The organism is Glaesserella parasuis (genome assembly GCF_002015085.1).
Taxonomy (GTDB): Bacteria; Pseudomonadota; Gammaproteobacteria; order Enterobacterales; family Pasteurellaceae; genus Glaesserella; species Glaesserella parasuis.
Map to the genome: position 1 here is coordinate 1 of NZ_MUXW01000049.1, position 12761 is coordinate 12761.

The following is a 12761-nucleotide window of genomic DNA, read 5'->3' on the forward strand; positions in this document are numbered from 1 at the left end:
CACTGACGACGAGAAAAACGATGTCTAAAAAGTGGTGTTTTTGATTATAGGCTCGTGGGTCGGATAAATTTTCAAAAAAACGAAAAAACGCTCATTTTACAACCTGATTTGATATGGATAATTAAGGTGTATTAGATCATAAATTTGAGAAAGATGCGATCTTGCCCTGGGTATCTGCTTGTTTTACGTATCTCATTATTCATCCACTAAACTACATTGACACTACCCTCTTTAAAATCTTGATCATATGTAAACACACTTTCCTCATCGATTACCTTAGAGACTTTAAAACTATTTCTGGCACAAACTGCCCCACATCTCCCTGATGGCGATAAATTTCTCTTACCATTGTCGAAGAAAGATAACGCCACTCTACGGCTGGGGGTAAAAAAATCGTTTCTAACTGCCCTGCTAATTTTTGATTTAACTGTGCCAGTTGAATTTCATACTCAATGTCGTCCGCCCCTCGAATACCTCGAATAAGCGTGGTGGCATTATGCTGTTTAGCAAAATCGACCAACAACCCACTAAAGCCGATCACCTCAACATTATTCAGCATTTGACAGCTTTGCTGTACCAACTCAACACGCTGTTCAAGGCTAAATAGCGGTTGCTTTGAGGGATTTTTTGCCACAGCCACAATCACTTTGCCAAACAATCGGCTACTGCGTTGAATAATATCTAAATGCCCATTTGTTATCGGATCAAATGTGCCAGCATAAATTACAGTTTGGTTCATTCTATTTCTCTAAATAAGGGGCTAACAGTTGAAGATGACGAGTTAAAGCACCTTGATTTTCTTGTAATACACTCACCCCTGCTTGACTAATTTTTTGTCCAAGTTCAGGCCTTTCAAAAAAGTAATTGACGGCATCAACAATCGAAGTGACATCACTTTGAATTTCAATCACGCCCCGAACCTCTCTTAATTTAGCAAAAATCTCAGGGAAATTAAAAGTATGTACACCAGAAATCACAGGAAGTTCAAATGCAATTGGCTCTAATGGATTATGCCCACCGTGTTTGACTAAACTTCCACCAACGAAAGCGACCTGAGCCAAGCCATAAAACAGCATCATCTCTCCCATTGTATTGCCTAACAGTACCGACGTTCCTGCACTTAAAGGTTCAAAAGAAGAGCGTGTTACATAGGGCATTCCCATATTTTTTAGTAAATTTTCCACACTATCAAACCGCTCAGGGTGGCGAGGTACAAGGATCAGAACTAAATCAGGATATTGCTTTAATAACTGCTGATGTGCTTCCAACAACATCTTTTCCTCACCTTCGTGAGTACTACCTGCAACCCAAATTGAGCGGTCAAGTAAATGTAGCTCAACGGCTGTTTGAGTTACCTTCTGGCGTAATTGAGGTGAAATTTCTAAATCAAATTTAAGATTGCCTGTATTAACTAAATGTTCAGCATTAAATCCTAGTCCCAAGTAGCGATCTGCACTCACCTGATCTTGAGCCAAGATAAAATCAATTTCACTCAGCATTTCTTGCAAGTAAGGCTTAATCCAGCCATAACGTTTTGCTGAACGAGGTGAAAGACGAGCATTGGCAATCACAAAGGGAATTTGGCGTTGATGGGTTTGATGAATTAAATTCGGCCAAAGTTCCGTTTCAATCACAATCAATAACTTCGGCTCAACAAAATCTAAAAAACGTTTCACCGCATCGGGTAAATCATAGGGTAAATAAAGATGATGAACACTATCGCCAAATGCTGCTTTAACACGATCTGAACCCGTTGGGGTTACTGTCGTCACCGTAACAGACAACTGCGGATAATTCGCTAAAATCGTTTTAATCAAAGGAGTAGCTGCAATCACTTCTCCCACAGAAGCGGCGTGAATAACAATGCCATTTGCTTGAGGCTTGATTTCACCCGATGAATAAAAACCGTATCGTTCCTTCAAACATTTACGACGCTTAGGTAGAGAATGTTCTTTCTGCCATATGATAAGAGAAATAATAGGTAGTACTAAATAACCTAGAATAGTATAAATTATACGTAGCATTATTTACTCCTACTCAAACTCCAACTCAACGGCATTTTCGCCTAAAAAATCTTTTAGTTTCTGTAGCATCGTTTCTTTTGGGGTAACACGCCACTCAACGCCACTACGCAATAATACACGCCCTTCTGGGCTTTGATAATAGAAATGTAACGGTAATGTTCCCTCTTTATAAGGCTCAATAATAGCGGTCAGATCTTTGACAAATTTTGCTGAGAGCTGTTCTTGTTTAATCGCTAGGGCTAAACTTCTTGCATAACGGCTACGAGCTTCATCAAGAGTAATCATTTCGCGAACCGCCATTTTTAAGCCACCACTGAAATCATCGTGTTGCACCGCCCCTGTTGCGATAATAATCTGATCTTTTTGCAACAGATCGCCATAGTTTTCCAGTGCTTCTGAGAAAAGGGTGAGATCCATTTTACCTGAACGATCTTCAATCGTTGCAATCCCAATACGACTACCCTTTTTGGTTGTCGCAATTCTTGCCCCCATAATTAATCCAGCAACGGTAGTAGTTTGTCCTCGATAGGTTGGTTGAACTTCATTTAATTTATTCGGTGCATAATGAGCTAACTCTTTCAAAAAACGTCCAACAGGGTGTCCGCTCAAATATAAACCTAAGGTGGCTTTTTCGTTATCTAAAATGGTCTGCTCCGTCCATTTTGGCGTGTTGGCATAGGCGTTCTGAACTTCTTCTGGAGTTTCGGTTAACACGCCAAACATATCACTCTGTCCAAGTGCTTCCATTTTATTATGTTGATCGGACGCTCTAAGGGCATCTTCTAAATTTTTCATCAACGCCGCACGGTGAGGCCCTAGTTTATCGAAAGCCCCAGCCATAATTAATCCTTCAAATGTGCGACGATTAACTTTTCTTAAATCAACACGAGCGGTCAGATCGAACAGATCTTTGAAAATCCCGTCTTTATTGCGAGCTTCTAACATCGCATCAATCGGGCCTTCGCCTACGCCTTTGATTGCCCCTAAACCATAGACAATTTCGCCTTTTTCATTGACACTAAAACGGTGTTTACCACTATTAATATCAGGCGGAACAACGGTTAAGCCCATATTGATACATTCATCATAAAAGCCGACGATTTTATCTGTGTTATCCATCTCTGAAGTCATTACCGCTGCCATAAACTCTGCTGGGTAATGGGTTTTGAGCCACAAGGTTTGATAGGATACCAACGCATAAGCCGCCGAGTGCGATTTATTAAAGCCATAGCCTGCGAATTTTTCTACCAAGTCGAAGATTTTCATCGCCAACTCGCCATCAATCCCCTGCTTTTTCGCCCCTTCTTCAAAGGTTGCACGTTGAGCTGCCATCTCTTCTGGCTTTTTCTTACCCATCGCACGACGTAGTAAATCCGCACCGCCCAGCGTATAGCCAGCCAGAACCTGTGCAATCTGCATTACTTGCTCTTGATAAACGATAATGCCATAGGTTGGCTCTAAAATCGGTTGCAGTGACTCGTGCTGATACTGAGCATCAGGATAGGCAATCGGCTCTTTACCGTGTTTACGGTCAATAAAGTTCTGCACCATTCCCGACTCAAGCGGACCTGGACGGAACAAAGCCACCAACGCAATAATATCTTCAAAGTTACTTGGTTGTAGGCGTGAAATCAGATCTTTCATACCCCGTGACTCTAGCTGGAATACCGCCGTGGTTTTGGCTGCTTTTAATAATTTAAAGGTTTTTTCATCGTCAAGGGGAATACTTTCAATCCGAACAGGTGGTTTACCCTCTTTTTCCAAGCGTTGATTAATCATCTCTAACGCCCATTTGATGATCGTCAGCGTGCGTAAACCTAAGAAGTCAAATTTAACCAAGCCTGCATATTCCACATCATTTTTATCGAAGTGGGTCACAGGGTGCAAACCATAAGAGTCGCAGTAAAGTGGCGAAAAATCGGTAATCGCCGTTGGGGCAATTACTACGCCCCCAGCGTGTTTACCTGCATTACGCGTTACCCCTTCGAGCTTACGAGCCATATCAATCAAGGCTTTCACTTCTTCATCGGTATCATAAAGCTCAGGTAATTTTGGCTCAGCTTCAAAGGCTTTTGCCAGCGTCATACCAGGGTCAGGGGGGATCAATTTAGAAATGCGATCCACAAAGCTATAAGGGTGTCCAAGCACACGCCCCACATCTCGAATAACCGCTTTTGCCGCCATAGTACCAAAGGTAATAATCTGCGACACGGCTTGGCGACCATAGGTTTCTGAAACGTGTTCAATTACACGATCTCGCTCGTCCATACAGAAATCCACATCAAAATCGGGCATCGAAACCCGTTCTGGATTTAAGAAACGTTCAAAGAGTAAATCAAATTCAAGGGGGTCAAGATCGGTAATTTTCAACGCATAAGCAACCAAGGATCCTGCCCCTGAGCCACGCCCCGGCCCAACAGGAATATCGTTGTCTTTCGACCACTGAATAAATTCCATTACAATCAAGAAGTAACCAGGGAAGCCCATTTGGTTGATCACGTCCAACTCGACTTGCAATCTTTCATCATAAACAGACCGCTTGCTTGCTCGCACATCAGGATCAGGAAACAAAAATGCCAAACGTTCTTCCAAACCTTCTTTGGCTTTTTTGACTAAAAAATCTTCAGTGGAAAGCTCACCTGTCGGGAAATTCGGTAAGAAATATTCCCCTAAACGAATGGTGACATTACAACGTTGAGCAATGAATAAGGTATTTTCAATCGCTTGTGGCAAATCGGCAAACAACTGACACATTTCGTCTTCTGAACGGAAGTATTGCTGTTCCGAATATTTTTGTGGGCGTTTAGGATCGTCCAACGTAAAGCTGTCGTGAATGGCAACACGGATTTCGTGGGCTTCAAAATCGTCCTGTTTTAAAAACATCACATCATTGACAGCCACCAGTGGAATTGCAAATTTTTGCGAAAAAGTGACCGCTTGTTGAATATAACGTTCTTCATCACTTCTCCCTGTTCGGCAAAGGGAAAGATAATAATGGTTGTGGAAATAACGTTGATAAAAAGCTAAAAGCTGTTCGGCTTCTTGCTGATTTTCTTTCAATAATGCCTTACCTACATCGCCATTGCGACCGCCCGAAAGCAAAATCACGCCGTCATTATGCTCTGCCAGCCACGCTTTTTCCACCACAGGAAATTCCACATAGCCCTGTTGATAAGCCTTTGAAAGTAAAAGAGTAATGTTATGATAACCGGTATTATTTTTGGCTAAGAGAGTAAGTTCGTATAACTCTTCACTCTCAGGTTCAGGGCGAACCATCACATCTGCCCCAACAATCGGCTTCACCCCCGATCCTAAGGCTTCGCCGTAAAAACGCACCAAGCCACAGAAGTTAGTAAAATCGGTCAATGCCATTGCGACCATATTATTGGCAACACAGGCTTTGATTAATGGCTTCACTTTCGCCAAGCCATTAATCATTGAGAAATCACTGTGTACTTTCAGATGAACAAAACGAGGTTGGGACATAATGGTTATTTTCTATTTATATTAAATGACTTTCCAATGCATTGTCGAATGTAAGCTATCTTTATCCACCACAAACGGATGAGCATCGACTGCCTTCAATAACATCTTTAATTTTTGTTTTAATTTTGCAGGATCGATCGGCTGAGGGAATAAACGTGAATTACTTCTTTTTTGCTCTAAATGTAATACTATCTTTATCTTATTTTTCTTCAAAAACTGTTTAGCAAACTGCTGTTCGCTTTGATTATTCGCATTTAATTTCATCGCAACAATTCCAGCCAAGGTATCTCTAACTTTAATTGCTATTTCATCGGCTAATGGTATTGTTTTCGTTCTCTGATATTGTCGATAATCTTTTACTTCAATCATCCAGTTATCATTTTCATCAACCACAATAATATCTACTGCTTTGGTTCCATTTGCAAAAGCATTAAATTGATTACGATAAAAAGATAAATCATCATATTTTTCAACAAGAATAAACTCGTTAAAAATAAACGTTAAATCACCTTCTTTAATTACAATCTCTGACATTTATTCTACCAATGCTAAAAATCTATCGGATTGTTCAAGCTCTTCGTCTAATAATGTTAAAACTTCCAATTGATTAATACTATCACCTTGATCAACTGCAATACCATTATCTATCGTTTTTAAACCGAAATAAAATTGTTTTAAATGAGCAAATTCTTGTCGTTTAGAAAGTATTTCTAGTTCTCTTAATAAAAAAAGTGAATGGGTTGCAATAAAAATTTGGATACCGTTATTACATAACTGCAAAATAATCTTAGCGACTGTTTTAATAAGTTTAGGATTTAAATTTGCCTCTGGTTCATCCCAAAATAACGCACCTTTACCTAACAAAGATCCTGTTGCAATTAATCTCGCAATCATCGCTAATTTTCTTAATCCCTCAGCAACCAAAGGAATTTCCATAGTTCCTTGTCCTTGAATAGAAAGATAAAAACGACCATTATCTAAAACCGTTTTCCCCCCCATTGCCTCTTCTAATGGTTTTAATAGCTCTTTTGCACGCTCCTCTCTAGGTCCTTTGGCTAAATAATTTCCTAATAATAAACAAGTATCATAATATGTTTCCTCATACTCTAAATAATGATTATTGTAAGTATGAACAAAATTAGGATAAATCGTTAATAATTCTCTAGTGGGTAAGAAGACAGGATTATTCTCTATTTTACTTTTAGGTAATATATCTATTTGAACTTCTGATTTACTTGATGTCGCAAAACTAAATTGACAATTATAAAAGTCATTTTCAAATTTAGCTGAAATTTCACAACGCTCTCTCCCTTGTTTACGGCGAACAAGTCGGCCTAAACTTTCAGGTCTAAATACATTAATTAATTTATCTGCATAATTCTTTTGCATTTGCGTTTTACTTACAGAAAAAGCAGAAGCATTACAAGCAATGAGAGAATACGCTAATTTCAAAATGTGTGATTTTCCCATTCCATTTTCCCCAATAATAACATTTAAATGGGGAGAAAAATTTAAATCAACTTCGTTAAATACCGTGAAATTCTTTAATACTAATTTTTTTAACATAGTCTTTCCTTAATTTAATCCCTTTTCTTATTCAACAACCACCACACCACACTTAAACAGAGCAAGCTTGGAATTAATGCCCCAATCGGTACAGGTAGCCACGAAACAACAAGACTTAAATTACCAAAGACGATATTCGCCACATAAAATACAAAGCCTGCCAGAATACCGATCAAAATTTTTGCCCCCATCGTACTACTGCGTAGCGGACCAAAAATAAAGGAAATCGCAAGCAACATCATCACTGCCATTGAGATCGGCTGAAAAACTTTACGCCAGAACGTAATCTCAAAACGTTTTGGATCTTGCCCTGTATCTTTTAAAAAGCCTACATAATCCGCTAGTCCCGAAATAGATAGCGACTCTGGCCTCAAAGATGCAATCCCTAACTTGCTCGGCGTAATGCTTGTTTTCCACGTCTGATCGGTTTCTCTAGTCTGAGTTATTCCACTTTCGTGAATTTCTGATTTATCTACTTTCTGTAAGAGCCAGCCTTGTTCCGAATAGGTCGCTTTTTCCGCTTGTTTAATGGATTTTAGAACCTGATTGTCAAATTGGTAAATTAAAATATTGTTTAAATTACGTTCATCTTGAATTTGACGAATATAGATAAAATCATTGCCATCTTTCGCCCAAAATCCGCCTTGGGTCGCCAGCATTGAACCGCCACTTTGAGCAATGGATCGCATATTTCGAGCATATTGTTCCGTTTGCGGTACACCCCATTCCCCCATAATCATCGTGATCACCATTAATGGAATTGCTGTTTTCATCACCGCTAGCCCAATGCGGAAGCGAGAAAAACCAGCCGATTGCATTACCACTAACTCACTACGGCTAGCCAAACCGCCCAGCCCCATTAATGAACCGAGCAAGGCTGCGATTGGGAAAAAAGTTTCAATATCACGAGGCATTGTTAGTAGGGTGTAATATGCTGCGTGCAAACCATCATAGCTACCTCGTCCAACGGAACGGAACTCTTCCACAAATTTAATAATTGCCCCAAGTCCTACTAACATAAATAGGGTAAGCATAATGGAAGCAAGAATGGTTCTACCGATATAACGCTCTAATACATTCATTTACTTACCACCTTTTTACTTGAAAAACGATAACGCAATGCTGAAAACCATTTACTTTCCCAACTATTGAGAATAATGCCTAGCACTAAAAATGCCACAGACACCATCGGCATTAACAAAGACACATTTAGCTTACCCGAAGCTCCAGCCGATTTTAACGAACTCTGTAATAAGAAATAGATTAAATACAACAATAACGCAGGTAATAATTTTGCAAAACGTCCTTGTCGAGGGTTTACACTACTCATCGGCACAGCAAGCAACGCCATCAATGGCACAGATAAAATCAACGCTAAACGCCACTGTAACTCAGCTTTTGCTTCTGGGGAAGTTTCAGCAAGTAACTTACGAAAATCTGCACGTTGTACCAGCTTCTCATCACTATCAACATCTTGATAACCAAGATAGGCACTATAATTATCAAAATGCGAAATACGGAAATCTGCCGTTTGAGGTGTTCCTTCATAGCGAGTGCTATTGGTTAAATTTAACATTTGATCACCATTCGGAAGCCCTTGTAGTTCCCCCGATTTAGCTACCACCACAGAGGGCTTATTTTTCTTTTGCTGTTCAGGCTGAAAAACATAAATATCATTAATGGTGTTATCTTTAATGTTATCAATAAATAATACATAGCCACCTGCAGACATAAATTGCCCTGCGGCTAATGCAGCAAAGCGAGGATTTGCTTTTGCCTCAGCAAGCATTTCACTCTGTTTATTAATCGCCCAAGGAGTAAGCCAAAAGACATTATAAACCGCCACTGCCGTGGTAAAGATCGATAAAAATAACGCTGCTTTCACTAAAAGGCTCTGCCCCACCCCACAAGCGCGCATTACCGTAATTTCACTTTCAGCATAAAAACGCCCTAAAGTGAGTAAAAGAGCAATAAATAACGACAAAGGTAACATCAACTGTGCCATTGTCGGCATACCTAATCCGAGCAAGCTCAATACTAAGTCTGTAGGGACTTTGCCACTCACAGCCGAGCTTAATACTCGTACTAATTGTTGGCAGAAGAAGATCACTAACAGTATGAAAAGTATAGCAATTTGGCTTTTAAATATTTCTTTCGTTAAATATCGACTTAAAATCACGACAAAGTTCTCATTTTGACAATTTATCGCTTGCAATTTTCAAGCAAACAGGTAGTTTTATGACCCATATTTTAATTGCAAGTTCAAGCGGTTGGATTTGGGTAAAATTTTGAATAGCCCACTTGTAGGGACACACTGCGTGTGTCCGTAAAGCTGCGTGTCCATAAAACTATATATGTCCGCAAATATATGTTTGAGCCAGAAATATGGACACACGCAGTGTGTCCCTACCTTTCTTTATCATTCAAACAAAGGCTAAATAATATTGTAAAATTTTACCAAAACCCACCGCTTGCAAAATATGTAATCATACCCTTTTATACAAAAAAAATCACGGGAGTATTTTATGGAATTTAGCGTTAAAAACGGATCTGTTGAAAAACAACGTACAGGCTGTCTGGTTGTTGGGGTGTATGAACCTCGTCGCTTATCGCCTGCTGCGGAGCAATTAGATAAATTAAGTGACGGCTATTTAAGCAATTTATTGCGTAAAGGCGATTTAGAAGGACGTGTTGGGCAAACGTTATTACTACACAACGTACCCAATGTCCCCGCAGATCGCGTGTTGTTAGTTGGCTGCGGCAAAGAGCGTGAACTGACTGAACGCCAATACAAACAAACCATTCAAAAAATGGTACAAGTCATTAACGACACAGGCTCAACGGAAGCGATCTGCTTCTTAACCGAATTACACGTCAAAGCCCGTTCCGTTTACTGGAATATCCGCTTTGCGATTGAGGCCATTCAAGAAAACGGCTACCAATATAACGAATTTAAGAGCGTGAAACCTGAAATCCGCCGTGAATTACGCAAAATCGTATTTAATATCGCTAACCGCAAAGATTTAACTGTGGCAGAACAAGCGGTTGAACACGGCAAAGCGATTGCATCAGGCGTGATCTTCGCCAAAAATGTAGCGAACTGTCCGCCAAATGTTTGCAACCCGAAATATTTATCCGAATTAGCAAAAGGCTTAGCCAAAGAGTACGATAACATCACCACCACGGTACTGGACGAAAAAGAGATGGCGGCATTACAAATGAACGCCTATCTTGCCGTTTCTCGTGGTTCTGAAAATGATGCTTATCTTTCAATTATAGAATATAAAGGATCGCCAAATTCTGCAGCAAAACCGATTGTTCTTGTCGGCAAAGGCTTAACTTTTGACACAGGTGGCATTTCCATTAAGCCGTCCGATGCAATGGACGAAATGAAATATGATATGGGCGGTGCGGCTTCTGTCTATGGCACAATGAAAGCCATTGCGGAAATGAAATTGCCATTAAATGTTATCGGCGTACTCGCAGGCTGTGAAAATATGCCAGACGGCAACGCTTATCGCCCTGGTGATATTCTAACCACAATGTCAGGCTTAACCGTTGAAGTCCTCAATACCGATGCAGAAGGACGTTTGGTATTATGTGACACCTTAACCTATGTCGAACGTTTCGATCCTGAATTAGTGATTGATGTGGCAACACTCACAGGGGCGTGTATGATCGCACTAGGCAACCACAATAGCGGATTGATTTCACCAAATAACGCACTTGCAAACGACTTATTAAATGCTGCAGAACAAGCGGACGATAAAGCGTGGCGTTTACCAATGGGCGAAGAGTATCAAGAACAGCTTAAATCCAACTTTGCCGACCTTGCCAATATCGGCGGACGTTTAGGCGGAGCGATCACCGCTGGGGTATTCCTATCTAACTTCACCAAGAAATACACTTGGGCGCATTTAGATATTGCAGGTACTGCGTGGAAATCAGGGGCTGCAAAAGAGGCAACAGGCAGACCAGTACCATTGTTGAGCCAGTTTTTGCTTAATAAAGCGGGCGTCTAACCTGTTTGCCTCCTAAATACAAGCGGTCAGTTAGGCTCTAAAATTTGCAAATTTTGAGTCGAAACCGACCGCTTGTAATGGCAGAATTTTCACTAAACAAACATATAATTCTTAACCCAAAGGCGTTATTCCGTTAGAATAACGCCTTTTTACGTTTTCCTTCGGGAAAGTCCTGACTTGTTATCAGAAAGAGAATCCACATGTTACAACATAAACCAGAACTTTTATCACCAGCAGGCACGCTGAAAAATATGCGTTATGCTTTTGCTTATGGAGCAGATGCCGTTTACGCAGGGCAACCACGTTACAGCTTGCGTGTTCGCAATAACGAATTTAACCACGCTAATTTGAAAATCGGTATTGATGAAGCTCACGCACTTGGCAAAAAATTCTATGTGGTAGTCAATATCGCCCCACATAATTCCAAACTCAAAACCTTTATTAAAGATCTGCAAGTTGTTGTAGATATGAAGCCCGATGCGTTGATTATGTCTGATCCAGGCTTGATTATGTTGGTGCGTGAACATTTCCCAGAAATGGATATTCATCTTTCCGTGCAAGCCAATGCAGTAAACTGGGCAACGGTAAAATTCTGGAAACAGATGGGATTAACCCGTGTCATTCTTTCTCGTGAACTTTCCATTGATGAAATCGCAGAAATCCGTGAGCAAGTGCCTGATATGGAAATTGAAATTTTTGTCCACGGGGCATTATGTATGGCATATTCAGGACGTTGCTTATTATCTGGCTATATCAACAAACGTGATCCAAACCAAGGCACTTGTACCAACGCTTGTCGCTGGGAATATCAGGTGGAAGAAGGTAAGGTAGATGATGTTGGAAATATCGTGTCAAAAATTGATCCAGAACATCAGATTGAAATTAAAAATGTCGCACCAACCTTAGGCGAAGGCGATACCACTAGCAAAGTTTTCCTGCTTGCCGAATCGCAAAAACCGGATGAGCAAATGACCGCTTTTGAAGATGAACACGGCACTTACATTATGAACTCGAAAGATTTGCGTGCGGTGCAACACGTTGAGAAACTGACCCAAATCGGCGTACATTCCTTAAAAATTGAAGGTCGAACTAAGTCATTCTACTATTGTGCAAGAACTGCTCAAGTTTACCGTAAAGCGATTGATGATGCGGCAGCAGGCAAGCCTTTTGATGAAAGTTTAATGGATACGTTAGAATCCTTGGCACACCGTGGTTATACGGAAGGTTTCTTACGTCGCCATACCCACGATGAATACCAAAATTACGATTACGGCTATTCGATTTCAGAACGTCAGCAGTTTGTTGGCGAATTTACCGGCAAACGCAATACAGAAGGTATGGCGGAAGTCGCCGTGAAAAATAAATTCTTACTTGGCGATGAAGTTGAAATGATGACCCCGAAAGGCAATATCGTGTTCAAAATCGAACGAATGTTAAACCGCAAAAATGAAGCTATTGAAGCTGGTTTAGGCGATGGGCATTTTGTCTTTTTAGATGTACCAGCCGATGTGGAATTAGATTATGCTTTGTTAATGCGTAATTTGGTTGATGCAAATACTCGAAATCCGCATAATTTATAAAAGATAATCTTATTACTACTTAGCGGAAGTATGTACAGAATAACTAAAGCAATTGAACTGATAAGCGGTAAGATGGACTAAGT

The 12761-nt window shown here is 40.3% G+C and carries 9 protein-coding genes; 2 read left to right on the forward strand and 7 right to left on the reverse strand.

The features are described 5' to 3' along the window. Window positions 1-271 precede the first annotated feature (271 nt). Genes coaD through lptF form a run of 7 tightly spaced genes read right to left on the reverse strand, consistent with a single transcriptional unit; the run spans window position 272 to window position 9255 of the window. Window positions 272-739, reverse strand: coding sequence for a pantetheine-phosphate adenylyltransferase (gene coaD / locus B0183_RS10345; protein WP_005713743.1), 468 nt, complete (start codon window positions 737-739; stop codon window positions 272-274). 1 nt (window position 740) lies between these two features. Then, window positions 741-2024: a lipid IV(A) 3-deoxy-D-manno-octulosonic acid transferase gene (gene waaA / locus B0183_RS10350; protein WP_078208756.1), complete on the reverse strand. Its 1284-nt coding sequence runs from the start codon at window positions 2022-2024 to the stop codon at window positions 741-743. A gap of 9 nt (window positions 2025-2033) precedes the next feature. Then, window positions 2034-5510: a DNA polymerase III subunit alpha gene (gene dnaE / locus B0183_RS10355; RefSeq protein ID WP_021111349.1), complete on the reverse strand. Its 3477-nt coding sequence runs from the start codon at window positions 5508-5510 to the stop codon at window positions 2034-2036. A 21-nt stretch (window positions 5511-5531) separates the two neighbouring features. After that, the gene (locus tag B0183_RS10360) at window positions 5532-6044 is read right to left on the reverse strand and encodes a hypothetical protein (RefSeq protein WP_021110012.1); all 513 of its coding nucleotides are present in this window, start codon (window positions 6042-6044) and stop codon (window positions 5532-5534) included. Continuing rightward, the gene (locus B0183_RS10365) at window positions 6045-7076 is read right to left on the reverse strand and encodes an AAA family ATPase (protein WP_021110013.1); all 1032 of its coding nucleotides are present in this window, start codon (window positions 7074-7076) and stop codon (window positions 6045-6047) included. It lies immediately after the preceding gene. Between the two features lie 14 nt (window positions 7077-7090). Next, window positions 7091-8158, reverse strand: coding sequence for an LPS export ABC transporter permease LptG (lptG, locus tag B0183_RS10370; RefSeq protein ID WP_035494126.1), 1068 nt, complete (start codon window positions 8156-8158; stop codon window positions 7091-7093). Next, a complete protein-coding gene (gene lptF, locus B0183_RS10375) occupies window positions 8155-9255 on the reverse strand; it encodes an LPS export ABC transporter permease LptF (RefSeq protein WP_078208757.1) in 1101 nt (366 codons plus the stop codon). The genes lptG and lptF overlap by 4 nt, the downstream gene beginning before the upstream one ends. 346 nt (window positions 9256-9601) lie before the next feature. On the opposite strand from lptF, the gene pepA reads away from it, so the two are divergent. Further along, the gene (pepA, locus tag B0183_RS10380; protein ID WP_078208758.1) at window positions 9602-11098 is read left to right on the forward strand and encodes a leucyl aminopeptidase; all 1497 of its coding nucleotides are present in this window, start codon (window positions 9602-9604) and stop codon (window positions 11096-11098) included. Between the two features lie 200 nt (window positions 11099-11298). Beyond that, on the forward strand, window positions 11299-12678 hold the full coding sequence (gene trhP, locus B0183_RS10385; RefSeq protein ID WP_078208759.1) for a prephenate-dependent tRNA uridine(34) hydroxylase TrhP: 1380 nt from the start codon (window positions 11299-11301) through the stop codon (window positions 12676-12678). Window positions 12679-12761 lie beyond the last annotated feature (83 nt).

What these genes read in the sequence shown, in the direction of transcription:
- coaD (WP_005713743.1), bottom strand. Translation starts at nt 739, where the DNA reads ATGAACCAAACTGTAATTTATGCTGGCACATTTGATCCGATAACAAAT.
- trhP (WP_078208759.1), top strand. Translation starts at nt 11,299, where the DNA reads ATGTTACAACATAAACCAGAACTTTTATCACCAGCAGGCACGCTGAAA.
- B0183_RS10360 (WP_021110012.1), bottom strand. Translation starts at nt 6,044, where the DNA reads ATGTCAGAGATTGTAATTAAAGAAGGTGATTTAACGTTTATTTTTAAC.
- B0183_RS10365 (WP_021110013.1), bottom strand. Translation starts at nt 7,076, where the DNA reads ATGTTAAAAAAATTAGTATTAAAGAATTTCACGGTATTTAACGAAGTT.
- waaA (WP_078208756.1), bottom strand. Translation starts at nt 2,024, where the DNA reads ATGCTACGTATAATTTATACTATTCTAGGTTATTTAGTACTACCTATT.
- lptG (WP_035494126.1), bottom strand. Translation starts at nt 8,158, where the DNA reads ATGAATGTATTAGAGCGTTATATCGGTAGAACCATTCTTGCTTCCATT.
- dnaE (WP_021111349.1), bottom strand. Translation starts at nt 5,510, where the DNA reads ATGTCCCAACCTCGTTTTGTTCATCTGAAAGTACACAGTGATTTCTCA.
- pepA (WP_078208758.1), top strand. Translation starts at nt 9,602, where the DNA reads ATGGAATTTAGCGTTAAAAACGGATCTGTTGAAAAACAACGTACAGGC.